We start from the raw sequence: 23,021 nt of genomic DNA on the forward strand, positions 1-23,021 counted from the left end.
TTCTTCAGGTCGGGCAGGCATTCGGTCAGCGGCAGGTCGGGCCCCGCCCGGGCGCCGGCCCGCTGCCCCTGCCCGACCTGCCGCTGACCGAATGCCTGCCCGACCTGAAGAATTTCCCGGCGACCTGGACGCCGCCGAAGGACTGCCTGCTGCCTGAGGGCTGCGTGCTGCTCAAGCCCGGCTCGCCGGTGCCGGCGGGCGGGTTGATCCTGCCGAAGGGGCTGGTGCCACCCGGCACCGCGTTCCCCGCCGGCACCGAACTGCCGCCCGGCACGGTGCTGTCGGCGGAGTGCGTGCTGCCGGTGACCGGGGCGATCACCGGCCAGACCGGTGACCTGTCCGACGTCCTGCGAGGGGGACTGCTGCCGTGATCGGGCGTGGCACGAAACTCAAGGTCCTCGTCTTCGTCGTGGTGAGCCTGCTCGGCGTCACCTACGTGGGGGTGCGCTACGTCGGCCTCGGCGACCGGCTGCTCGGCGGCGGGTACGTCGTCCACCTCGACCTGGCCCGCGCCGGCGGCATCTTCCCGCATGCCCCGGTCACCTACCGCGGCGTGCCCGTCGGCCGGGTCACCGCGGTCACCCTGCGCGGCGAAGGCGTCCGTGCCGACCTGCGGATCCAGCGGGGCGTACGGGTGCCGGCGGAGTTGCGCGCCGTGGTCGCCCAGCGCTCCGCCGTCGGCGAGCAGTACGTGGATCTGCGCCCGGAGCGTGACGCCGGGCCGTACCTGCGCGACGGCGCGGTGATCCCGGCCGACCGCACCGGCGTCCCGCTCGCCCCCGAGGTACTGCTGTCCAACCTGGACGCGCTGGTCCGGTCGGTCGGGCCGGACGACCTGGCGGTACTGGTCACCGAGCTGGGCACCGCCTTCGCGGGCAACGAGCAGGCGCTGGCGCGGATCCTCGACGCCGGTGACGCGCTGCTCGCCGACGCGACCGAGGCGCTGCCCGAGACCCTCACGCTGATCGAGGACGCCCGGACCGTCCTCGCTACCCAGGCCGAGTCGGCGGAGGCGCTGCGGCGGTGGGCGGCCGGGCTGGCCCAGCTCGCCGCCGCCGTCCGGGCCGCCGACCCCGATTTGCGCCGCCTGCTCGCCGCCGGCCCGCCGGCCGGGGACGAGCTGGTGGCGCTGCTGCGCGGGCTGGAACCGACCGTGGGCACCCTGCTCGGCAACCTGGTCACCGTCAACGGCATCGCCGCCCGGCGGCTGCCCGGCATCGAACAGTTGCTGGTGGTCTACCCGATCACCGTCGCCGGCGGGTTCACGGTCACCCCGGGCGACGGCACGGCACACCTGGGCCTGGTCCTCAACGCCAACGACCCGCCGTCGTGCGTGTACCAGGGCGGCGGACGGCAGTGCAGTGCCGGGGACCGGGCGGCCGGCGCCGGCGTACGCGGGGCCGGGAACGCGCCGCGGTCCTCCGGCGCCGGGCCGGCCCCGGCGGGCGGCGCGGCGCGGCCCGGGGCCGGCCCGGCCGGCTACGACCCGGCGACCGGGCTGGTGCTCGGCGGCGACGGCCGGCCCCTGCAGTTCGGCGGTACGGGCGGCCAGTACCGGACCGCTGGGGACCAGTCGTGGAAGCAGCTGCTGCTGGCCGGGGTGACCCCGTGACCGGCGGACCGGAGGAGGTGACCGTGCCGACCCGTAGGGACCGCACGCTGAAGGTGATCAAGGGAGCGAAGTCCGGGGTGGCCGGCCGGCCGGCCCGGCGGCTCGTCACCCGGCCGCTGGGCCGGCCGACGCCGATCGAGGACGTGCTGGACCGGCTCGACCGGGAACCGGTCGGGGAGCTGACGGTGGTCGGGGATCCGGCCCAGGTCGAGGACCTGCCGGTCGACACCGACGGCGCCCCGGCGCCCGCCGGTGGCCCGCACGACGCCGCCGGGGAGGAGCGTACGGGCGCGGCCGGCCCGCCGGCCCGCCGGCGGGCGCTGCTGGGCTTCCTGGTGGTCGTGCTCGCGGCCACTCTGGCCGCCGCCGGGGTGTACGGCCACCGCTGGTACACCGACCGGGCGGTGGACGAGGCACGTCAGGGGGCGCTCGCCGCGGCCAAGCAGGTCGCCGTCGACTTCGTCTCGGTCAGCGCCGCCAGCGTCGACCGGGACCTGCAGCGGATCTCCGCCGGGGCGACCGGCGACTTCAAGGAGGAGTTCACCCGGGGCGAGTCGCAGGTCCGCGCGGCCGTGGTGGAGAACAAGGTGGAGTCGCAGGGCTCCGTGCTCCGGGCGGGACTGGTCTCCGGGGACCGCCGCCGGGCGGTGGTCCTGGTAGCCGTGGACGCCACGGTGAAGAACGCCAAGGCGCCGCAGGGACGGCCGTCGCACTACCGGATCCAGATGGACCTGGTACGCGACCGCGAGTCGGGCGAGTGGCTCGTGTCCCGCCTGCAGTTCGTCGGCTGACGCCCACCCGAGAAGGAGAACCGATGCGTACCCTCGTCCCCGCCCGGTGGCGGCGCGCCGTTCGCCCCCGGGCGCGCCGCGTCCCGCCGATCCCGGCGTTGGTCGTGGCGATCCTGCTGGCGGCGACGGTCGCCGGCCTCGGCTGGCACGGCGACCGCACCGCCGAACGGCGCGACGCCGCGGTGCGGCAGGCGCTGGCCACCGCTCCCGCCGCCGCCAAGGCGATCTTCTCCTACGACCACCGCACCTTCGACGACAGCGTGGCGAACGGCCGAAGCTTCGTCACCGGATCCTTCGCCGAGGAGTACGCGCAGACCACGGCGGCACTGAAGCAGACCGCCGTCAAGCAGCAGGCGGTGGTGCTGGCGGAGGTCTCCGCGACGGGGGTGGTGAGCGCCACAACCGACCGGGTGGAGCTGCTGGTCTACCTGAACCAGTACCGGCGCAACGTCAGCACGGCGGGGGAGAAGGTGGACCAGAACCGGGTGGTGCTCACTCTGGTGCCCGACGGCGGCGCCTGGAAGGTCAGTGCGGCGACCGCCATCTGAGCGTCCGATCCGGTGGCGCCGGCTCGCGGGCGCCGCTCGTCGCGTCGGCGTGCGGCGCGGCGCCGCCGGCGGCCGCGGTGTAGCGGGCGGCCAGCTGGCGCAGTAGGTCGCGCAGCTCGGGCGGCTCCAGCACCGTGAACGGCACGTCGAACTTGCTCAGGTACGTGGCCAGGTCGTGCAGCGAATCCGTGCCGGTGACCAGCTCGCAGGTGGCGTCGTCGACCGGGGTGATCCGGCCCGAGGTGGGGGTGCTGCGTTCGGCCACCACCGCGGCGGGCGCCTGCACGCGGATGCGCGCCTGGTAGGTGAACGCCAGCGACGCCACGCCGCGCAGCACGTGCGCCGCGGCGTCGCCGCCGGGCGGCTCCCGTGGCACGAACCGCGGGCCGGTCGGCGGCAGCGGGCGGAGCCGATCGGCGCGGAAGGTGCGCCAGTCCCGCCGGTCGGTGTCCCAGGCCAGCAGGTACCAGCGGCGGCCGGTGTAGACGAGGGTGTGCGGCTCGACGTCGCGTACGCCGGCGCGCCCGTCGTGGCCGGCGTACGCGAAACGCAGCCGTTCATGCTGGTGGGCGGCCGCGGCGACGGCGGTGAGGGTGTCGGCGTCGACGGTGGGCCCCCCGGCGGCCGCCGAGACCGTCGCGGCACGCAGCGCGTCGACGCGCGGGCGCAGCCGCGCCGGCAGGGTGCGTTCGAGCTTGGTCAGCGCCCGCAACGACACCTCCTCGATGCCGGTGACCGTGCCGGCCGCCGCGGCCCGCAACCCCACCGCGATCGCCACCGCCTCCTCGTCGTCGAGCAGCAGCGGCGGCAGCGCGGTGCCGGCGCCCAGGCGGTAGCCGCCGGCCGGGCCGGAGGTCGAGTGCACCTGGTAGCCGAGTTGCCGCAGCCGGTCGACGTCGTTGCGGACGGTCCGGGTGGTGACCTCCAGCCGCGCCGCCAGTTCGGGGCCGGGCCACTCGCGCCGCTGCTGCAGCAGCGACAGCAGGCGCAGGAGCCGTACCGAGGTTTCCAGCACTCCCCCATTCTGCCCGAGATCGAGGAAGCAGATGTTCCGCAACCGCTCCTAACGTGAGGTCATGACGGAGACACCGAAACTGCGCGGCATGGCCAACGTCAGCTACTGGGCGGCCGACTGGCCGGCGGCCCGGGCCTGGTACACCGAGCTGATCGGCTTCGAGCCGTACTTCCTGCGCGACGGCTACGCCGAATGGCGCCTCGGCGACGACCAGGACGAGCTCGGCCTGATCGACAGCCGCTACCGGCCGCCGGGTGCGGCGCCCGGCCCGGGCGGCCCGGTCCTGTACTGGCACGTCGACGACGTGCACGGCATGGTCGCGCGGTTGCTCGCGATGGGTGCCACCGCGCACGAGCCGCCGCAGAACCGGGGCAGCGGCTTCGTGACCGCCACCGTGGTCGACCCGTTCGGCAACCTGCTCGGGGTCATGGAGAACCCGCACTACGTCGAGATCCTCGCCGGGCGGGCAGCGCGGTGACCGACACCGAGATCGTCACCTGCGCCGACGCCGACGAGTGGGACCGGTGGCTCACCGCGTACGGGGCCAGCCGGACCGCCGTCTGGCTGCGCATCGCCCGCAAGGGCACCGGCGCGGTCACGGTGACCGTGGCGGAGGCCGGTGACGTGGCCATCTGCCACGGCTGGATCGACAGCCACCGGCGCCGCCTCGACGCGACCCACTTCCTGCAGCGCTACTCGCCGCGCCGCCCCGGCAGCCCGTGGTCGCGGGTCAACGTCGAGCGGGTCGCAGCGTTCGAGGCGGCCGGCCGGATGCGCCCGGCCGGCCGTGCTCAGGTCGCCGCCGCCCGGGCGGACGGCCGCTGGGCGGCGGCGTACGCGCCGCAGCGCAGCGCCGCCGTGCCCGACGACCTGGCCGCGGCGCTGGCGGGCGACGACCGCGCCCGCGTGGCGTACGACGCGCTCGGCCGCGGCGACCGGTACGCGCTGTTCCTGCCGCTGCTCAAGGCGCGCACCCCAGAGGGGCGGGCCCGGGCGCTGCGCCGGGCACTGGCGACCCTGGGCGCGGCGGACGGGTAGTCGCCCGGGGACGCGCGCGTCCCCGGGCGACGTCGCCGCCCGGCAGGCGGATGCCACCGGCCGGCTACCGGGCCAGCAGGGCGCGTAGGGCCTCGACCACCTCGGCCGGGGCCTCCTCGGCCATGAAGTGGCCGCAGGACATCGTGCGGTGCTCCAGGTCCGGGGCCCAGGCCCGCCACAGCCCGACCGCGTCGTAGCCGAGGGCCGCGCCCCAGTCCTGCTGCAAAACGGTCACCGGCATTGCGGAGCCGGTTCCCGGCCGCCCGGTCGGCCTGGTCGTGTGCCACGTCGATGCCGGCCGACGCCCGGAAGCGCTCGTGACCGAGCGCGCGGGCGAGCGCGACGACGTCGGCGGCCATGGTGCGCTTGGCGTACGCGGTGCCGTCGGCGTCGGCGGGCTTGTCGCTGTCGCCGTACCCGCGCAGGTCGGGGCAGATCACGGTGTGGTCGGCGGCGAGGTCGGCGGCGACATGCCGCCACATGAGGTGGGTCTGCGGGAAGCCGTGCAGCAGCACGACCGGGCTGCCGGACCCGGCGACCGCCACGTTGAGCGCCACCCCGTCGGCGACGGGGATGCGCCGGTAGTCGAATCCGTCGATGCTGGAAGTCACGGTGAAGCCTTTCTGCGGTGTGCGGGTGCCGGCCGGTGGATGCCGGCCGAGGGGCGGCGACCAGGTGGTCCGGCGTCGCCTGCTGGTCGAGCCTGCCTGGACGTGATCAGCAGCCAGTCAGCGTCGGATGAGTGCCCCGGGTGAATGCCGCCCGAGGTGCCTCGCCCGGGGACCAGCGGGGTCGCGTGCGTAGATTGGGGCCGTGACCAGGGACACGACGGGGCAGGAGGTGTTTTTCGGCGTGCTGGGGCCGCTGCAGGCGGTGGCTTCGGGCGGCGTCGTCGCGCTCAAGGGGCCCCGCCACCGGGCGGTGCTGGCCCGCCTGTTGATCGCCCGGGGCCGGATGGTGCCGGTCGACCGGCTCGTCGACGACCTGTGGGATGTGCCCCCGGACGGCGCGGTCGGGGCGATCCGCACGTTCGTCGCCGACCAGGCGCAGGGCGAACTCGGCGATGAACGCCGCCCACAGCACCCAACTGCCGGCGGCGAGGATGCCGGAGACGGTGGGGTGGTGGGTGAGCGTCTGGCCCAGCACCAGGAGGAGGAAGATCACGCCGAGGGCGCCCATCGGCTTGTCGAGCCGCCGGGCCAGGCCGTTCAACGCCGCCTCACCAGAACTCTCATCCGCCCGTTCGCGGCGGCCGGGGGCATCCGTGCCGGACGGAGGCTGCTGCCCGGTCATCGGGATGGTGCCGCGTCGCCGGTATCCCGATCGCCGCGGATCACCGGGCCTCGCAGATGTCCCCAGTGAACGCCGGGTCGGCCTCGCGGCCGGCCGACCAGACCGGGTTGAGCGTCAGAGCCAGGGTCGGTGCCTGCCAGGCCGCGCCGAGCCACTGGATGAACTGGTACTCCCGCAGCGGCCGCTCGACAGGTTCCCCGGCCAGGAAGTTGATCACCGAGCGGCGCACCCGCTCCTGACCGACCGGGAACCCGTGCAGCGCGGGCACCTGAACGGTCGGGATCCGCGCGAACTCGCCCGGCGGGGCTTCGACGGCGGTGACCAGCGGCAGGAAGGCGATCATCCGCACCCCGGCCACCGGGCAGAGCGTGCGGTTGCGGTAGAACGGCGCGTCCGCGAGCACCGAACGGATGAACGGCTCGTCCGGTTCGCTGTCGACCTTCTTCGTGGTGTTCGCCAGCGTCGCGATCACCCGGAGCTCCCAGCCCGCGACCATGCCCCACCCGGAGTAACCCGGCGGCGGGTAGTAGACCCGGCCGGGCCGGCCCAGTGGGCTGAACATCACCGCGGCGGTCACCGACGACATCGGCCATTTCTCCAGGTAGGTACGCGCGACCATCGCGCCCTCGCTCTCCCCGAGCAGCGCGATCGGCCGGCCCGTCCGCTTGTGCAGGGCGTCGATCTGCGTGGCCAGCAACGCGGCGCTGGCACCCAGGGACTGGTGGGTGTCCTCCGGCTCGTACGGCAACGGCCGCTGCTGGTCGTCCAGCCCGCGGTAGGAGAAGCGTTGGACCCGGGGGTCGACCGCCGGGCGCCCGTCGTAGTTCGAATCGTGCCCGGCGAGGGCGATCACCGCGTGCGGGACCCGGTCCGGCAGGCGCTCGGTCAGCACCGGTATGCGCCAGTCGGTCGGCCCGCCGGCGGTGAGCCCGACCAGCGACTGGGCGGCCACGGACGAGGCCATGATGACGACGATCGCCAGCGGCGCCACGGGCAGCCGCGCCAGCCGTACCCGGCCGGGACTGACGGCGGCGGCCACCGTGCGGCGCCAGAGGAGACCGTTGGCCATCCCCGCGGCGGCGGCCACCGGAACGGACCACCACAGCGGCACGGCCGAGGCCAGCCCCCCGGCCACGGTGAGGACGACGAAGTTCAGCAGCGACCAGCCGAACAGCGCCAGCGACGGCAGTCCCCGCCACCAGCGGTCGACCACGCCGCCCCGGACCAGGAACGGGGCCAACACCAGCATCGGGAGCAGCGACGCCAGCAGGTACCACGACAGCGCGAGCGCCGAGTACGCCACCGCCAGCGCCGCCCACGGTGAGATGATCACGATCGCGAGGGCCGCCACCTCCAGGTTGCGCCGCGCCAGCCAGCGGAACGACGGTCGGGGGGTGTGCTCCGGCCAGGCCAGGGCGGTCAACCCGGCGGAGAGCATCCCGCGTACCAGCGTGATGGCCAGCAGGCCGAGCAGGAACGTCGTCCACGAGTTGTGGTAGACCAGCAACCAACGCATGTCGTGGTAGGAGTCGTACGGCCATACGGCGGTGACCTGGGGCGAGAGCCCCCGCGCGGAGTGGAACGTCAGCAGTGCGATCACGGCCGCCTCGAGTGCCGGCGGGACGGCGGCCAGCGCCAGCAACCTGCGCGTGCGCCGACGGGTCCGGTCCACGGCCGCTCCTTCGCGCATTGATATCAGGGCCCGATCACAGGATCTCGCAGAACCGCACCGGTTGTGCCCAGAACAGGTACCAGGGGCCGGCCATTGCCGCAGGTCACGGGCGTGCCGCCCGCGGCGGTCCGGCCGCGCCCGGCGGTCGTCTACCACCCGCCGGGGCTGGGCGGCCCGGTTCCGCCGTTTCGGCGATCCACCGCCGGTCCACGCCGCATCATCGAGCTGACGCGACGGAACACGATGGCAGGTGGGCGGACGTGCGGGAGATGGCAGTTGCGCCGGTCGTCACCGGCGTCGAGCTCGGCCTGGCCGAGGTGGTGTGGCAGAACGCCGAACGCGACCCGGACCAGCCGCAGTTCGTGCGGCCCGACCCCGATCCCCGGTCCTGGCCGGCGCACCGGCCGGGGCGGGGCGGCCCGGCGACGGTCACCTGCCGGCAGTTCCGCGACGACGTGCTGGCGGTGGCCCGCGGTCTGGTGGCCGCCGGCGTCCAGCCGGGCGACCGGGTGGCGCTGATGAGCCGCACCCGCTACGAGTGGACGCTGGTGGACTACGCCCTGTGGGCGATCGGCGCGGTCACGGTGCCCGTGTACGACACGTCGAGCGCCGACCAACTGGCCTGGATCCTCACCGACTCGGCGGCGGTGGGGTGCGTGGTCGAGACGGCCGACCACGCCGCGATGCTCGACGGTCTGCGCGACACCCTGCCGGCCCTGCGGCAGGCCTGGCAGATCGACGCGGGCGATCTGATCCGGCTCGCCGGCAACGGCCGGAGCGTCGACGCCGGCGAGGTCGACGCCCGGCGCGGCCGGGTGACGGCCGCCGACATCGCGACGATCGTGTACACCAGCGGGACCACCGGCCGGCCCAAGGGCTGCGTGCTGACCCACGGCAACATCGGCATGGACGTCGGCAACGCGACCGCGGTGCTGCCGCAGCTGTTCCATCCGGGGGCGTCGACCGTGCTGTTCCTGCCCCTGGCGCACGCCTTCGCCCGGCTGATCCAGGTCGGCATGGTGCGGGCCCGGGCCACCATGGTGCACAGCGCCACCGTCAGCGGGGTGCTGGACCAGCTGCGCCGCTACCGCCCGACGTTCGTCCTCGCCGTGCCACGGGTGTTCGAGAAGATGTACGACCGGGCCCGGCAGAAGGCCGCCGACGAGCACCGGAGCTGGGTGTTCACGCTGGCCACCCGGGTGGCGGTGCGGCACAGCCGAGCCCAGGACACCTCCAGTGGCCCCGGCCCGCTGCTGCGCCTGGCCCGCGCGGTCTTCGACGTGCTGGCCTACCGCAAGCTGCGGGCGGCGCTCGGTGGGCGGTGCGAGGTGGCGATCGTCGGCGGGGCGCCGCTGGGGGAGCGGTTGGGGCACTTCTTCCGCGGCGCGGGCCTGCTCGTGCTGGAGGGGTACGGGCTGACCGAGACCTCGCCCGCACTGACGGCCAACACGCCGACGGCGGTGCGGATCGGCACGGTGGGCCGGCCGCTGCCGGGCGTCGAGATCGCCATCGCCGACGACGGGGAGATCCTGGCTCGCGGCGACGTCGTCTTCCCGGGCTACTGGAACAACGCCGAGGCCACCCGGGAGACGTTCACCGACGGGTGGCTGCGCACCGGCGACCTGGGCAACCTCGACGAGGACGGCTTCCTGCGGGTGACCGGACGCAAGAAGGAGATCATCGTCACCGCGTCGGGCAAGAACATCGCCCCCGCCCCGATCGAGGACGAGGTCCGGTCGGACCCGCTGGTGAGCCACTGCGTGCTCGTCGGCGACGGACGCCCCTACGTCGCCGCGCTGGTCACCATCGACCCGCACATGTGGCCCCGGTGGCGGGCCGAGCACGGGCGCCCCGACGCCTCGGTGTCGGACCTGCGCGAATCCCCCGAGCTGCGGGGCACGATCCAGGCCGCCGTCGACCGGGCCAACCGGACGGTGTCGCGGGCGGAGGGGATCAAGCAGTTCCGCATCCTGCCCCGCGATCTCACCGAGGCCGACGGCGAACTCACCCCGACGTTGAAGGTGCGGCGGGGGGTGGTGCAGGAGCGTTACGCCGCCGAGATCGAGGAGCTCTACCGCGGCCATTGACCAGGATGCGGACTGGGCGGCGAGCGGGCCCGGCAGCGGCCGTCGGCGGCCCGTCCGGCCGGCCGGCATCGACGACAGCGTGCTGCGGGAACTCCAGGCCGCCCTTGACATCGAGGAGATCCGGCTGGTGGGTCCGCTCACCTACGACTGACCGCCGGCCGGCAGCGCGGGCCAGGCCGCGCGGCGGCGACCCGACCGCCGCCGTGCTCAGCGCCGGCCCGACCATCGGCCACAATGGCGAGATGGATGCCGAGTCGGTGACGGCCGAGGCCACCCGACCGCTGCGCCGGCCGGTGCTGGTGCAGCGGTGGCACGATCTCGCCTTCGTGCACTGGGCGGTGGACCCGCGGGTGGTGGCGCCGATGCTGCCGCCCGGAACCCGGCCGGACGTCCTAGACGGGCGGACCTACGTGGGCCTCATCGCGTTCCGCCTGGTCGGGCTCGGCCTGCTGTCCGGCCCGGCCCTGCCCTATCTCGGCACGTTCTGCGAAACCAACGTGCGCCTGTACAGCGTGGACACCACCGGACGGCGGGCCGTGGTGTTCCGATCCCTGGACGCGTCCCGGCTGCTGTTCGTCGTCGCGGCGCAGGCCAGTCTGCGGCTGCCGTACCGGTGGTCCCGGATGCGCCTGCGCCGTGACGGTGACCTGCTCACCTACACCAGCCGCCGCCGCTGGCCCGGCCCTCGTGGGGCGTCCAGCCAGCTCAGCGTGCGGGTCGGTGCCACCATCGGCGAGCCGAGCCCGATGGAGCACTTCCTCACCGCCCGCTGGGGCCTGCACACCCGGGCGTACGGCCGAACCCTGCACCTGCCCACCACGCATCCGCGATGGCCGCTGCACCGGGCGGAACTGGTGGCCCTCGACGACGACTTGGTATCCGCGGCCGGTCTGCCCGCCCCCGGTTCGGCGCCGGTCAGCGTGCTCTACTCGCCGGGCGTCCCGGTGCGCTTCGGCCGTCCCGCCGTCGTGCGTTGACGAGAAGGAGGCGGCGCGGAAGCCGGCTGATCGGCCGCCGTCGAACCATTCCGGCGGTCGGAGGAGGACGGGCGGGGGGCGGCGCCGCGGCCCGTCCGTGCGGAGTCAGGGCAGCACGACGGTCCGGGCGCCCTCGCCCCGGGCCATCCGGGCGAACGCCTCGGGAGCGCCGTCCAGGGTGGTCCGGTCGGTGATCAGGGGTGCGAGGTCGAGGGTGCCGTCGAGCACGGCCCGGGCAAGCTCGGGCACGTCCCGGTCCGGATCGGAGGAGCCGTAGACCGAGGAGCGCAGCGTCCGCGCCGAGTGGAAGATGTCCAGTGCGCTGAGGCCGACGATGTCGTCCTTCGCGCCCATCCCGACGACGATGACCTGCCCGCCGCGGCGGGTGGCCCGCCACGCGGTGCGGATGGTGGCGGCGCGGCCGACGCACTCCAGGGCGTGGTCGACGCCCCGGCCCCCGGTGCGGTCCCGGACCGCCCGGCTGAGTGTGTCGTCGGCGAGCAGGAAGTCGGTGGCACCGGCCGGTCCGGCCAGCCCGGCCTTGGCCGGCGAGACGTCGATGGCGAGCACCGGATCGGCACCGGCCGCCCGGGCGGCGGAGACCACCGACAGGCCGACCCCACCAAGGCCGATCACCGCCACCGAGTCGCCGGGAGCCACCTGGGCGGTGCGGCGGACCGCGCCGACGCCGGTGAGCACGGCGCAGCCGAGCAGCGCCGCCGCCTCGAACGGCAGCCCGGCCGGGACTGGGATCACCCCGTCCTGCGGCACCACCACCTCCTCGGCCAGCGCGCCGAGACCGAGGGTGACGTGCAGCGCCTCGCCGGTCGCGGTGTGCCCCCGGGCGGCGGCGGGCGAGCCGGTCCGCTCGCAGAGCCACGGCTCGTCCCGCCCGCAGTACCAGCATCGCCGGCACGGCGGCGCCCAGTTCAGCACCACGTGCGCGCCGGGTCTCACCCGGTCGACGCCGGCGCCGGTACCGACCACCACCCCCGCCGCCTCGTGTCCGAGCACCAGCGGGTACGGCGCGGCCAGCGTGCCGTTGACCATGGACAGGTCGGAGTGGCACACCCCGGCCGCCCGGACGGCGACCCGCACCTCGCCCGGCCCCGGCGCGGGCAGCTCGACGTCCTCCACCCACAGCGGCCCGCCGGTGGCCCGGGCGACCAGCGCCCTCATCGCTGGATGGCCTTGGTCAGCAGGAACTCGTCCAGCCCGTAGCGGCCCAGCTCCCGGCCGAGGCCGGACTGCTTGTAGCCGCCGAACGGGGCGAGCGGGTTGAACGCTGCCCCGTTGATGTCGACGGCGCCGGTGCGGATCCGCCGGGCGACCCGCAGCGCCCGCTCCTCGTCGCCGGACCAGACCGCGCCGGCCAGCCCGTACCGGGAGTTGTTGGCGACGGCCACCGCCTCGTCCTCGTCGGCGACGGGGATGACCGCCAGCACCGGGCCGAAGACCTCCTCCTGGGCCAGCGCGCTGTCCGGGTCGACGTCGGCGATCACCGTGGGGGCGACGAAGTAGCCGCGGTCGGGCACCGGCGCGTCCGGCCCGCCGGCCACCAGCCGGCCCCCGTCGGCCAGCCCGCGGGCCGCGTGGTTCGCGACCCGCTCTCGCTGCGTGGCCGAGACCAGCGGGCCGAGTCGGGTGGCCGGGTCGAACGGGTCGCCCAGCCGGTAGCGCTCGGCGGCCTTCGCGGCCAGAACCAGGGCCTCCTCGTAGCGGTCCCGGTGCACCACCATCCGGGTCCACGCTGTGCAGGTCTGGCCGGAGTTGAGGAAGGCGTTGCCGACGCCGACCCGGACCGCCGTGGCTAGGTCGGCGTCGTCGAGGATCACGTTGGCGGACTTGCCGCCGAGTTCCAGCGCGACCCGGGCGATCCGGTCGGCGGCCAGGTGGGAGATTCGCCGGCCGGTGGCGGTGGACCCGGTGAAGGAGACCATGTCGACGTCCGGGTGGGCGGCCACGGCTTCGCCGACCACCGGGCCGGTGCCGGTGACCAGGTTGACCACCCCGGGCGGGAAGCCCGCCTCGTGGATCGCCTCGACGAGCAGGTACGCCGTCAGCGGGGTCAGCTCGCTGGGCTTGAGCACCACCGTGCAGCCGGCGGCCAGGGCCGGGGCGAGCTTGGCCACGACCTGGTGCAACGGGTAGTTCCACGGGGTGATCGCGCCGACCACGCCGACCGGCTCACGGACCACCAGCGAGTTGCCGACCGTCTCCTCCGCCGGCGGGCGGGCGGCGAGCTCGACGTAGCTGTGCAGAACGGCGAGCGGAAGACCGGCCTGGATCCGGGTAGCCACCTTCAGCGGGGTGCCCAGCTCCAGCGCGACGGTGTGGGCGATCTCGTCGGCCCGGACGGAGAGCGCGGCGTGCAACCGGTCCAGGTGTGCCGCCCGCTCGGCCGGGGTGGTGCCGGCCCAGCGATCGAACGCGGCCCGCGCCGCGGCCACGGCCCGGTCGACGTCGGCCGCCGTGCCGGCCGGCACGGTCGCGACGATCTCCTCGGTCGCCGGGTTCCGGACCGCGACGGTTTGCCCGGGGGTGGAAGCCGCGACCCACTGGCCGTCGAGGTAGAGGTCGGTCCGTGCGAGATCCATCGCGCCCCTCACGTACGTCGGCCAAAACTAGCAGCGCAAGTTTTGACTCTAGTACGCCGGCTCGGCCGAGGGGAGGGGCGGCAGTGGCCCGATGTGCTCCTCGTAGGTGCGCGACAGCCCGTCGATGAGCGCGTCGAGGCCGAGCCGGAAGGCGCCCTCGTCCACCTGCTGCTGGTGCTCGGCGAGCCGGTGCGCCTGCGTCAGGTGCGGGTACTGCTCGGCGTACAGGCCCGGGTCCTCGACGAAGCCGCGGGCGAACGACCCCAGCGCCGACCCGGCCACGAAGTAGCGCATCAGCGCGCCGATGTGGGTGGCCCGGGCCGGCGGCCAGCCGGCCTCGACGAGCCCGCCGTAGACGGCGTCGGCCATGGCCAGCGCGGCCGGTCGGCGCCCCGGGCCACGGGCCAGGTACGGCACGATGTTCGGGTGCGCGGCGAGCGCCGCCCGGTAGGAGTGCCCCCAGCGGCGCAACGCCTCCCGCCAGTCGACCCGGCCGAAGAACGATACGTCCACCCGCGACGTGACGCTGTCGGCCACCGCGTCGAGGATCTCGTCCTTGGTCGCGAAGTGGTTGTACAGCGACGGCCCGCGCACGCCGAGTTTGGCGGCGAGCCGGCGGGTGGAGAACGCCTCCAGTCCCTCGGCGTCGATGAGCGCGGCGGCGGCCTCGACGATCCGTTGCCGGCTGAGCAGCGCCTGCCGCGGCCGGGGCATGGCACCTCCAATCCTCTCCGGGTGCACCGCCGCAAACTCTGCCACAGCCGGGTCTGGACGGACTTAAACTTGCACCGCTAGTTTAAGTCCCGTGCACCTTCAGCTCTCCGTCGAGCAGGCGGCGATCCGCCACCTCACGGCCGACTTCGTCGACCGTGAGGTGGCGCCCCACGCGGTGGCCTGGGACCGGGCGCGGTGGCTGCCCCGGCTCTGCTCCGGCGCCGCCCTTGGCTGCTTCGCGCCGACCGAGCCGGACAGCGGCTCGGACGCGGCCGCGCTGACCACCCGGGCGGTCCGCGACGGCGCCGACTGGCTGCTCATCGGCCGGGCGCTCACCGGCGTCAACGTCTTCTGAACCCCGGGGAGGGGACATGGACTTCGCGCTTTCCGACGAGGAGCGGGCCATCCGGGACACGGCCCGCGACTTCATCGCCAGGGAGGTCATGCCGCTGGAGCAGGAACTGCTCCGGCGGGAGCGGGTGCACCAGCCCGGGCTGGAGCACAGCGAACTGCGCGAGTTGCAGCTCAAGGCGCGCACGTTCGGCTTCTGGGGGCTGGCCACGCCCCAGGAGTACGGCGGCATGGACCTGCCGGCCGTCACGCAGTCGCTGATCTGGACCGAGATCGGGCGCTCGTTCGTGCCGTTCCGCTTCGGCGGTGAGGCCGACAACATCCTGTTCCACGCCAACGACGAGCAGAAGCGGGAGTACCTGATCCCGACGATCGAGGGGGAGCGGCGCAGCTGCTTCGCGATCACCGAGCCGGGTGCCGGGTCCGACGCGGCCAACATCAAGCTCAGCGCCCGTCGCGACGGCGGCGACTGGGTCCTCAACGGTGAGAAGACCTTCATCACCGGCGGCAACGAGGCCGACTTCGCCATCGTCATCGCGGTGACCGACCGGGAGAAGGGCGCGCGCGACGGCGGGGCCACCGCGTTCCTGGTCGACCGGGCGATGGGCTGGCGGTCGGAGTTCATCCAGACGATGGGTGAGGGCGGGCCGGCCTCGCTGGTCTTCTCCGACGTCCGGGTGCCCGACCGCAACATCCTCGGCGAGCTGGGCCAGGGCTTCACCCTCGGGATGGAGTGGATCGGCAAGGGGCGTTACACCATCCCCTCGCACGCCGTCGGTATCGCCGAGCGGGCGTTGCGGATGGCGATCGAGCACGCCAACAGCCGGGAGACGTTCGGCCGGCCGATCGGCGCCAACCAGGCCATCCAGTGGATGATCGCCGACTCCGAGACGGAGCTGGAGGCCGCCCGCTGGCTCATCCTGCGGGCTGCCTGGACGGTCGACCAGGGGATGGACCCACGGCACGCCTCGTCGATGGCGAAGCTCTACGGCGCCGGCATGGTCAACCGGGTGGTCGACCGGGTGCTGCAGATCCACGGCGGGATGGGCTACACCCGGGAACTGCCGATCGAGCGGTGGTACCGGCAGGTGCGGCTCTACCGCATCTTCGAGGGCACCGACGAGATGCAGCGGCTGATCATCGCGCGGGACCTGCTGCGCGGCTACACCCGGCTGGGTGGGCACCTGGCGTGAGGCGCGATGGACACGTCACCGCGCGGTGCGCGGCGATCTGGGGCGCCGGGGCCGCTGACCGCCCCGGTCGGGGCGGTCAGCGGGGTGCGGCAGCCGTGTCAGCTCTTGGCTTCCCGTTTCGCCGCCTGCGGCTCCATCCCCTTGCCGACCTTCTTGAGGGCGTCGCGCAGCTGGCTCTCGGTCATCTTCGAGTTGCCCTCGATGCCCGCGTTGTGGGCCTGTTGGCGCAGATCGTGCAGCTGCTCTCGTCCGGTCATCTCGGCCTCCCTCCGGTTGTGACACGAGGCCCGGCCTCGTGCCCGGTAGGACTGGCTTCCCGGGCTTCCCGGCACCAAACCGGGACCGGGAGGCCCGGGCGCTAGTGGTCGGCGGGCCGGCCGGTCTGCTCCCACAACGACTTCATCTCGCCGAACGCCTGTTCCATGATCTGCACCATGGCGTCCCGGGCGCGTTCGCCGTCGTGCCGCTGGATCGCCTGGGCCACGTCGGCGTGCAGCTGGAGGGCCTGCTCGTCGGGGTGGTGCGGCATGAGGTGATAGTGGTGCCGGCCGGTGAGCACCTCGGCCACCAGTTCCTGGAGCTTGACGAACATCTCGTTGCCGGAGGCGGCCAGCACCTGCCGGTGGAACTCGATGTCGAGCCTGAGGAACCGCTCCTCGTCGCCGGCCTTTCCGGCGGCCCACATCTTTGCCGCGAGGCCGACGAGGTCGCTGGCCTCGTCGTGGTCGACGCGGCCGGCCGCCAGCCAGGCGGCGTGCGGTTCGACCGCGGTGCGCAGCTCGGTGATCGACCGCAGTTGCGCCATGCGACCGGCCGAGGCGAGCCGCCAGCGGATCACCTGGGGGTCGAACACGTTCCAGTCGGTCGCCGCGCGGATCATCACCCCGACCCGGCGGCGGGTCTCGATGAGCCCCATCGAGGCGAGAACCCGCAGGACCTCGCGGACGACCGAGCGGGACACGGCGTACCGGTCGACCAGCTCGTCGATGTTGAGGACGGAGCCGGGTGCCAGGTCGCCACCGCAGATGACCGTGCCGAGGTGGTCGAGAACCCGTGCGTGCAGCCCGACCTCGGCGGGGGTGCTCCGGCTGGTTGCGACCGCTGAGGACCGTTCCACGCAGCGGATCATATCAGTTGGCTACTCCCTCTTGAATAAATCCGCTTTATCGGCCTAGCATGCCGACGTTAAGCAGATGTTAACGACGAGGTGGCGCTCTTCCCCCGGGGCGGCGACCACGACAGAAGGAGAGAGGGACGTGCGACGTCGAGCGATAATCGGCACTTCTCTGGCCGTGGTTGCCGCCATGGGCCTGTCCGCGTGCGGCGGCGGTGACGACAGCGGCGCGTCGAAGACGGTCCGGGTCACCCTGGCCAACCACGTGTGGACCGAGAACATCAAGCAGGCCCTGCCCGAGTTCGAGAAGCAGACCGGCCTGAAGGTCGAGCTCACCCAGCTCGGCGAGGACCAGCTGTCGGACCAGTACAACGTCAAGCTGAACGCCGGCTCCGGCGACATCGACGTGATGATGTACCGCCCCCTGCAGGAGGGGAAGCTGTTCGCCAAGAACAAGTACCTCGCGGACCTGTCCGACAAGGTGAAGTCCAACGCCGACTGGGACTTCGCCGACTTCCAGGCCGGCCCGGTCGAGGCCACCACGTACGAGGGCAAGCCGGTCGGCGTCCCGATCATCACGGAGCAGGAGGTCCTCTACTACCGCAAGGACCTGCTGGCCAAGGCCGGGCTGACCGCCCCGCCGAAGACCCTCGACGAGCTCAAGGCCGCCGCCGTCAAGATCAAGGCGGCCGAGCCGGGAGTGGCCGGCTTCGTCGCACGTACCGGCAAGTCGCCGGCGGTCACCCAGTTCTCCAGCTTCCTCTACAGCTTCGGTGGTGACTTCGTCGACGCCAGCGGCAAGGCCGCCGTCAACAGCGACGCCGCCAAGCAGGCGTACGCCTTCTACGGCGGGTTGATCCGGGAGAACGGCCCGGCGAACGTCAGCACCGACATGAGCTGGCCCGAGGCGATGGCCATCTTCACGCAGGGCAAGGCCGCGTTCTACACCGAGGCCAACTCGCTGTACAAGAACGCCACCGACCCGGCCAAGTCGAAGGTCTCCGACACCGTCGGCTTCGCGCCGTTCCCGGCCGGCCCCGCCGGCTCCAAGCCCTACAACATCCCGTCCTGGGCGCTCGGCATCAACGACAGCTCGAAGAACCAGAGCAACGCCTGGACGTTCATCGAGTGGGCCACCAGCAAGGCGCAGACCCTCGCGCAGCAGAAGTCCGGCGTGCCGGGCGCCCGCACCTCGGTCTGGGCCAACCCGGAGGGCACCGCGAGCTACCCGAAGGACCTCGTGGACGCCATCGCGGCCAGCACCGCCGGTGGCGTCGCCCACGACCGGCCGGTGGTCGTGAAGGTCGCCGAGGCCCGCGAGATCGTCGGCCAGCCCATCGTGGACGCCATCGCCGGCAAGGACCCGGCTGCGGCGGCCGACACCGCCAACGAGGCGTTCCAGAAGTTCCTCGACGACGAGGCCAAGTAGGCCACCAGCAGGTGGCGGAGCGATCCGCTCCGCCACCTGCTTCCGTCACCCGGACCCCGGAGATCTGATGGCAACCGTCACCACCCCCACCCGAGCGCCCGGCGGCGTCGCCCCCGTCGGGTACGTGTCGGCCTGGTCCCGCTGGGCCAACGAGCACCGTAAGTGGCTCTTCGCGGCGCCGGCCATGGCCTTCGTCGCGGCGCTGATCGTCTTCCCGCTGGCCTGGACCGGGTACCTCAGCCTGACCGACGCCGAAGGCTCGGTCCGGGCCGAGTCGGAGTTCGTGGGCTTCCAGAACTACGTCGAGGTCCTCTCGGACACCGACCGGTTCTGGCCGGCCGTGGCGCGGACGGTGGCGTTCACCGGCGTCGCGCTCCTCTTCGAGGTCGTCCTCGGCATGGCGATCGCCCTGCTGCTGTGGCGGCCGTTCAAGGGCGAGAAGTGGGTTCGGGTCGCCATCCTCATGCCGCTGGTGGCCACGCCCGTCGCCGTGGGCATGATGTGGCGGCTCATCTTCGACCCCAACATCGGCCTGGCCAACCAGGTGCTCGGCTGGGTCGGCATCGGCCCGCAGCCGTGGCTCGCCGGCCAGCACTCGGCGTTGCCCACCACGATCTTCATCGACGTCTGGCAGTGGACGCCGATGGTCGTGCTGATCCTGCTCGCCGGCCTGACCTCGCTCTCCGACGAGCCGCAGGAGGCGGCGCTCATCGACGGCGCCAGCGCCTGGCAGCGGTTCCGGCATGTCACCCTGCCGCTGCTGATGCCCACCGTGATCGTCGCGGTCCTGCTGCGCGGCATCGACGCGCTGAAGACCTTCGACATCCTCTATGCCACCAAGGGCCGCGGCGGCGGTTCGTTCCACGAGGTGGAGACCCTCAACGTGTATGCCTACGGCCTCAGCTTCGACTACAACGAGTACGGCCTCTCCTCCACCGTGCTCATCCTCTTCTTCTTGATCATCATCGGCTCGATGTGGGCCCTGACGGCCCGGAAGAAGGGGGCGCAGCGATGAAGCCCCGATCCGGGTACCAGGCGTTCCGCGTGGTGGCCCTCGCCGTCGTGGTGATCGCCCTGATGGCGCCGCTGCTCTGGATGATCGCCGCGTCCCTCAAGACGAACGTCGACATCTACGACACGAGCAAGGCGCTGGTCTTCTCGCCCACCCTGGACAACTACGGCACGGTCCTGCAGCAGGCCAACTACGTCCAGTTCATCGTCAACAGCCTCTGGGTGGCCTTCGCCGCGACCGTGCTGTCGCTCCTGCTCGGCGTGCCCGCCGCCTACTCGATGAGCCGCTTCAACATGAGGAAGTCGGCACTGGTCGTGCTCATGGCGCGGGTCATCCCCGGCGTCTCGCTCCTGGTGCCCTGGTACTACGTCTTCTCCAACCTGCAGATGGTCGGCGGGTTCGGGGTGCTCATCCTCAGCCACATGTTCGTGTCGCTGCCGCTGGTGGTCTACATCATGATGGGCTACTTCGACGGCCTGCCCACCGAACTCGAGGAGGCCGCGCTCGTCGACGGGCTGACCCACATCGGCGCGTTCCGCCGGATCACGCTGCCGCTGTCGGTGCCCGGCATCGCCACCGCCGGCATCCTGTCGTTCATCTTCTCCTGGAACAACTTCATGTTCGCCCTGGTGCTCTCCGGCGCCGACACCAAGACGTTGCCCGTGGCGATCTTCGACTTCGTCGGCTACGCCAGCATCGACTGGGGCGGCCTGATGGCGGCGGCCACCGTCGTCACCCTGCCGATCATGCTGATCGCCCTGTTCGTGCAGAAGTACGTGGTCTCCGGGCTGACCGCCGGCGCGACGAAGGGCTGAGAAACATGACGACCATCGCACGAGTCGAGACCTTCCTCGTCGCACCCCGCTGGCTGTTCGTCCGGGTGGAGACCGAGTCCGGCATCGTCGGCTGGGGCGAGTCGACCTGCGAGGGCCGCTCCGAGACCGTCCGCACGGCCGTCGAGCAGCTCAGCGAGCTGCTCGTCGGCCGGGACGCGCTGCGGATCGAGGACCACTGGCAGGTCATGACCAAGGGCTCCTTCTACCGGGGCGGCCCGATCCTGGCCAGCGCGGTGGCCGGCCTGGACCAGGCGCTGTGGGACATCGCCGGCAAGCGGTACGGGGCACCGGTGCACCAGCTGCTCGGCGGCCCCGTCCGGGACCGGATCCGGGTCTACGGCTGGGTCGGCGGCGACGAGCCCAGCGAGGTCCGCGACCACATCGCCGCGCAGGTCGAGGCCGGCCTGACCGCCGTGAAGATGAACGCCTCCGGGCGGATGAGCCCGATCGCGTCCGTCGCCGAAATGGACGCGGTCGTGGGGCGGGTGGCCGCCGCCCGCGAGGTGCTCGGCGACGACCGCGACGTGGCCGTCGACTTCCACGGCCGGTTCACCCTCGCGAACGCCCGCCGCATCGCACCCCTGCTCGAGCCGTACCGGCCGCTGTTCCTGGAGGAGCCGGTCGTGCCGGAGAACTCCCACCTCATCGGTGAGTTCGTCCGCTCCACCACCACGCCGGTGTCGACGGGGGAGCGGCTCTACAGCCGCCAGGAGTTCCTGCCCGTCCTGCAGGCCGGCATCGCCGTCGCCCAGCCCGACCTCTCGCACGCCGGCGGGATCACCGAGGTACGCAAGATCGCCGCGCTGGCCGAGGTCTACGACGTGCAGCTCGCCCCGCACTGCCCGCTCGGGCCGATCGCCCTGGCGGCCTGCCTGCAGGTCGGCTTCGCCACGCCGAACTACCTGATCCAGGAACAGAGCATCGGCATCCACTACAACCTTGGCGCGGAGGTGCTCGACTACTGCCTCGACCGGACCTCGCTGACGTTCGTCGACGGGTACGTGGAGCGGCTCACCGCACCGGGGCTGGGCATCGAGGTCGACGAGCAGGCGGTACGGGCGGCCGACAAGCGCGGCCACGCCTGGCGCAGTCCCACCTTCCGGCAGCTCGACGGCTCCTACGCGGAATGGTGACCATGGCCCTCGACCTCACCGCCGACCTGGCCGCCACCCGCCTGCTGGCGGTCATCCGGGGCGCCGACACCGCCGCCGCGGTCGCCACCGGCACCACCCTGCTCGACGAGGGCGTCCGCATCGTGGAGGTGGCCCTGACCACGCCCGGCGCGCTCGACGCCATCGAGGCCATCCGGGCCGCCGCGCCCGACAACTGTCTGGTCGGAGCCGGGACCGTGCTCACCACCGCCGCGGTCGCCGACGTGGCCGCCGCCGGAGCTCAGTTCGTGGTCACCCCGGCCGTGGTCGACTCGATCGCCGAAGCCGCCCGCCGCGGCCTCCCGGTCGCCGCCGGCGCGCTCACCCCGACCGAGGCGTACACCGCCGTGCGGCTCGGGGCGGCCGCGGTCAAGCTCTTCCCCGCCTCGCTGGGCGGGCCGGCGTACCTCAAGGCGTTGCGCGACCCCTTCCCGGACATCCCGTTCGTCGCGGTCGGTGGGGTGGGCCTGGCCGAGCTGCCCGCCTACCTGACCGCCGGGGCGATCGCCGTCGGCGTCGGCGGGCCTCTGGTGGGTGACGCCGCCTCCGGCGGCGACCTCGCCGCCCTGCGGACCCGGGCCCGGGCCTACCTCGCGGCAGTCGGCGCCGGGGCGGGCTCGTGACCGCCGTCGACCTGCTCACCGCCGGCGAGGCGCTGGTGTCGCTGCGTTCGTCCGGCCCGCTGGCCGGCGGCGGGCCGCTGACCATGCATCTGGCCGGCGCGGAGTGCAACGTCGCGATCGGCCTGGCCCGGCTCGGCCACCGGGCCGCCTGGGCCGGTCGGGTCAGCGACGACGAGTTGGGCGAGTTCGTGCTGCGTCAGCTGCGCGCCGAGGGCGTCGACACCGATGGCGCGACCCGGGATCCGGACCGGCCCGCCGGCCTGATGTTCCTGGAGCGGCGAACCGCGGACGTGACCCGGGTGCGCTACCACCGGGCCGGCTCGGCGGGCTCGGCGCTGAGCACCGACCAGCTGCGCGGGCCGCTCGCCGCCGGCGCCCGCCTGCTGCACCTGACCGGGATCACCCCGGCGCTGTCGGACAGCGCCCGCGCGGCGGTCACCTGGGCGGCGCAGGCGGCGTCACGCTCGGGAATCCACGTCTCCCTCGACGTCAACCACCGGGCCCGCCTCTGGTCCCGGGACGCCGCCCGCGCGGCGCTCGCCCCGCTCGCCGCGCACGCCTCACTGGTCATCGCCTCCGCCGACGAGCTGGACCTGGTGGCCGAGGCCGGATCGGACGAGGACACGGCCGTGGCCGGCCTGCTCCGGCGCGGGGTGGAGACGGTGCTGGTCAAGTTGGGCGCCGACGGCGCGCGCGCCTACACCCGCGAGGGCGTCCGGCACGCCCCGGCGGTGGCGGTCACCGCGGTGGACACCGTCGGCGCGGGCGACGCCTTCACCGCCGGCTACCTCTCCGGTTACCTCGACGGGCTGGACCTGGCCGACCGGCTGCGCCGCGCGGTCACCGTCGGCGCCTTCGCCGTCGCCTGCCACGGCGACTGGGAGGGTCTGCCGCGCCGGGACGAACTGCCCATGATCGACGGTCGCCCCGCCGGAAGCACCCTGCGCTGAGCGCACCACCTGAGAAAG

At 73.3% G+C, this 23,021-nt stretch carries 25 protein-coding genes and 1 pseudogene; 17 read left to right on the forward strand and 9 right to left on the reverse strand.

The window, feature by feature from the left end; genetic code table 11:
• The 4 genes from C1I99_RS32660 to C1I99_RS08115 form a co-directional block, all read left to right on the forward strand.
• On the forward strand, positions 1-371 hold a 371-nt coding region (locus tag C1I99_RS32660), incomplete at its 5' end, for a hypothetical protein (protein ID WP_199562045.1).
• Entirely contained in the window at positions 368-1,612 is a 1,245-nt protein-coding gene (locus tag C1I99_RS08105) for an MCE family protein (RefSeq protein ID WP_111133591.1), read from the forward strand. The genes C1I99_RS32660 and C1I99_RS08105, both read left to right, overlap by 4 nt.
• Positions 1,609-2,403, forward strand: a complete 795-nt coding sequence (locus tag C1I99_RS08110) for an Rv1363c family protein (protein WP_111133592.1) — start codon at positions 1,609-1,611, stop codon at positions 2,401-2,403. Before C1I99_RS08105 ends, C1I99_RS08110 begins: the two co-directional genes overlap by 4 nt.
• Before the next feature lie 23 nt (positions 2,404-2,426).
• Positions 2,427-2,951, forward strand: coding sequence for a hypothetical protein (locus C1I99_RS08115; RefSeq protein WP_111133593.1), 525 nt, complete (start codon positions 2,427-2,429; stop codon positions 2,949-2,951).
• On the opposite strand, the gene C1I99_RS08120 is transcribed toward C1I99_RS08115, so the two are convergent.
• On the reverse strand, positions 2,929-3,966 hold the full coding sequence (locus tag C1I99_RS08120) for a helix-turn-helix transcriptional regulator (RefSeq protein ID WP_111133594.1): 1,038 nt from the start codon (positions 3,964-3,966) through the stop codon (positions 2,929-2,931). The genes C1I99_RS08115 and C1I99_RS08120 overlap by 23 nt on opposite strands.
• A gap of 61 nt (positions 3,967-4,027) precedes the next feature.
• Between C1I99_RS08120 and C1I99_RS08125 the strand changes: the two genes are divergently transcribed.
• Positions 4,028-4,444, forward strand: a complete 417-nt coding sequence (locus tag C1I99_RS08125) for a VOC family protein (protein ID WP_111133595.1) — start codon at positions 4,028-4,030, stop codon at positions 4,442-4,444.
• Positions 4,441-5,004, forward strand: a complete 564-nt coding sequence (locus tag C1I99_RS08130; protein ID WP_111133596.1) for a YdeI/OmpD-associated family protein — start codon at positions 4,441-4,443, stop codon at positions 5,002-5,004. Before C1I99_RS08125 ends, C1I99_RS08130 begins: the two co-directional genes overlap by 4 nt.
• 64 nt (positions 5,005-5,068) lie before the next feature.
• Here C1I99_RS08130 and C1I99_RS33860 read toward each other — a convergent pair whose 3' ends face one another.
• Both C1I99_RS33860 and C1I99_RS33865 read right to left on the reverse strand, forming a co-directional pair.
• Positions 5,069-5,245 (reverse strand): alpha/beta fold hydrolase family protein, encoded by a 177-nt coding sequence (locus C1I99_RS33860; RefSeq protein WP_325049197.1) that lies wholly within the window; start codon positions 5,243-5,245, stop codon positions 5,069-5,071.
• A gap of 127 nt (positions 5,246-5,372) precedes the next feature.
• Positions 5,373-5,486, reverse strand: a pseudogene (locus C1I99_RS33865) (alpha/beta fold hydrolase); the annotation flags it as partial.
• Positions 5,487-5,817: 331 nt separating this feature from the next.
• Here C1I99_RS33865 and C1I99_RS33870 point away from each other — a divergent pair.
• Positions 5,818-6,366, forward strand: coding sequence for an AfsR/SARP family transcriptional regulator (locus C1I99_RS33870; RefSeq protein WP_233512399.1), 549 nt, complete (start codon positions 5,818-5,820; stop codon positions 6,364-6,366).
• Here C1I99_RS33870 and C1I99_RS08145 read toward each other — a convergent pair.
• The gene (locus tag C1I99_RS08145; protein ID WP_438941391.1) at positions 6,338-7,969 is read right to left on the reverse strand and encodes an alpha/beta fold hydrolase; all 1,632 of its coding nucleotides are present in this window, start codon (positions 7,967-7,969) and stop codon (positions 6,338-6,340) included. The two genes, C1I99_RS33870 and C1I99_RS08145, sit on opposite strands and share 29 nt — an antisense overlap.
• Before the next feature lie 260 nt (positions 7,970-8,229).
• Here C1I99_RS08145 and C1I99_RS08150 point away from each other — a divergent pair, with 260 nt between their 5' ends.
• Both C1I99_RS08150 and C1I99_RS08155 read left to right on the forward strand, forming a co-directional pair.
• Positions 8,230-10,056, forward strand: coding sequence for an AMP-dependent synthetase/ligase (locus C1I99_RS08150; protein ID WP_111133598.1), 1,827 nt, complete (start codon positions 8,230-8,232; stop codon positions 10,054-10,056).
• 242 nt (positions 10,057-10,298) lie between these two features.
• Positions 10,299-11,033, forward strand: coding sequence for a YqjF family protein (locus C1I99_RS08155; RefSeq protein WP_111133618.1), 735 nt, complete (start codon positions 10,299-10,301; stop codon positions 11,031-11,033).
• Between the two features lie 105 nt (positions 11,034-11,138).
• Here the strand turns inward: C1I99_RS08155 and C1I99_RS08160 are convergent, their stop codons facing one another.
• Genes C1I99_RS08160 through C1I99_RS08170 form a run of 3 tightly spaced genes read right to left on the reverse strand, consistent with a single transcriptional unit; the run spans position 11,139 to position 14,344 of the window.
• Complete coding sequence (locus tag C1I99_RS08160) at positions 11,139-12,212, reverse strand: alcohol dehydrogenase catalytic domain-containing protein (protein ID WP_111133599.1); 1,074 nt, start codon at positions 12,210-12,212, stop codon at positions 11,139-11,141.
• On the reverse strand, positions 12,209-13,630 hold the full coding sequence (locus C1I99_RS08165) for an aldehyde dehydrogenase family protein (protein ID WP_111133600.1): 1,422 nt from the start codon (positions 13,628-13,630) through the stop codon (positions 12,209-12,211). Before C1I99_RS08165 ends, C1I99_RS08160 begins: the two co-directional genes overlap by 4 nt.
• 48 nt (positions 13,631-13,678) lie before the next feature.
• The gene (locus C1I99_RS08170; RefSeq protein WP_111133601.1) at positions 13,679-14,344 is read right to left on the reverse strand and encodes a TetR/AcrR family transcriptional regulator; all 666 of its coding nucleotides are present in this window, start codon (positions 14,342-14,344) and stop codon (positions 13,679-13,681) included.
• A gap of 91 nt (positions 14,345-14,435) precedes the next feature.
• On the opposite strand from C1I99_RS08170, the gene C1I99_RS08175 reads away from it, so the two are divergent.
• Positions 14,436-14,699: an acyl-CoA dehydrogenase family protein gene (locus C1I99_RS08175; protein ID WP_111133602.1), complete on the forward strand. Its 264-nt coding sequence runs from the start codon at positions 14,436-14,438 to the stop codon at positions 14,697-14,699.
• A 16-nt stretch (positions 14,700-14,715) separates the two neighbouring features.
• The gene (locus tag C1I99_RS08180; protein WP_111133603.1) at positions 14,716-15,888 is read left to right on the forward strand and encodes an acyl-CoA dehydrogenase family protein; all 1,173 of its coding nucleotides are present in this window, start codon (positions 14,716-14,718) and stop codon (positions 15,886-15,888) included.
• A 98-nt stretch (positions 15,889-15,986) separates the two neighbouring features.
• Here C1I99_RS08180 and C1I99_RS32665 read toward each other — a convergent pair whose 3' ends face one another.
• Positions 15,987-16,145, reverse strand: a complete 159-nt coding sequence (locus tag C1I99_RS32665; protein ID WP_158554030.1) for a hypothetical protein — start codon at positions 16,143-16,145, stop codon at positions 15,987-15,989.
• A gap of 101 nt (positions 16,146-16,246) precedes the next feature.
• On the reverse strand, positions 16,247-17,005 hold the full coding sequence (locus C1I99_RS08185) for a FadR/GntR family transcriptional regulator (protein WP_233512400.1): 759 nt from the start codon (positions 17,003-17,005) through the stop codon (positions 16,247-16,249).
• 187 nt (positions 17,006-17,192) lie between these two features.
• Here C1I99_RS08185 and C1I99_RS08190 point away from each other — a divergent pair, with 187 nt between their 5' ends.
• The 6 genes from C1I99_RS08190 (at position 17,193) to C1I99_RS08215 (ending at position 23,003) form a co-directional block, all read left to right on the forward strand.
• Positions 17,193-18,431, forward strand: coding sequence for an ABC transporter substrate-binding protein (locus C1I99_RS08190; RefSeq protein ID WP_233512401.1), 1,239 nt, complete (start codon positions 17,193-17,195; stop codon positions 18,429-18,431).
• A gap of 67 nt (positions 18,432-18,498) precedes the next feature.
• Positions 18,499-19,446, forward strand: a complete 948-nt coding sequence (locus C1I99_RS08195) for a carbohydrate ABC transporter permease (RefSeq protein ID WP_199562046.1) — start codon at positions 18,499-18,501, stop codon at positions 19,444-19,446.
• Positions 19,443-20,258, forward strand: a complete 816-nt coding sequence (locus C1I99_RS08200; RefSeq protein WP_111133606.1) for a carbohydrate ABC transporter permease — start codon at positions 19,443-19,445, stop codon at positions 20,256-20,258. The genes C1I99_RS08195 and C1I99_RS08200 overlap by 4 nt, the downstream gene beginning before the upstream one ends.
• Positions 20,259-20,263: 5 nt before the next feature.
• On the forward strand, positions 20,264-21,412 hold the full coding sequence (gene dgoD / locus C1I99_RS08205) for a galactonate dehydratase (protein ID WP_111133607.1): 1,149 nt from the start codon (positions 20,264-20,266) through the stop codon (positions 21,410-21,412).
• A complete protein-coding gene (locus tag C1I99_RS08210) occupies positions 21,406-22,053 on the forward strand; it encodes a bifunctional 4-hydroxy-2-oxoglutarate aldolase/2-dehydro-3-deoxy-phosphogluconate aldolase (protein ID WP_111133608.1) in 648 nt (215 codons plus the stop codon). The genes dgoD and C1I99_RS08210 overlap by 7 nt, the downstream gene beginning before the upstream one ends.
• Positions 22,050-23,003, forward strand: coding sequence for a sugar kinase (locus C1I99_RS08215; protein WP_233512402.1), 954 nt, complete (start codon positions 22,050-22,052; stop codon positions 23,001-23,003). The genes C1I99_RS08210 and C1I99_RS08215 overlap by 4 nt, the downstream gene beginning before the upstream one ends.
• The last annotated feature ends 18 nt before the right edge of the window (positions 23,004-23,021 follow it).

This window comes from Micromonospora deserti, from assembly GCF_003236335.1.
Lineage (GTDB): Bacteria > Actinomycetota > Actinomycetes > Mycobacteriales > Micromonosporaceae > Micromonospora > Micromonospora deserti.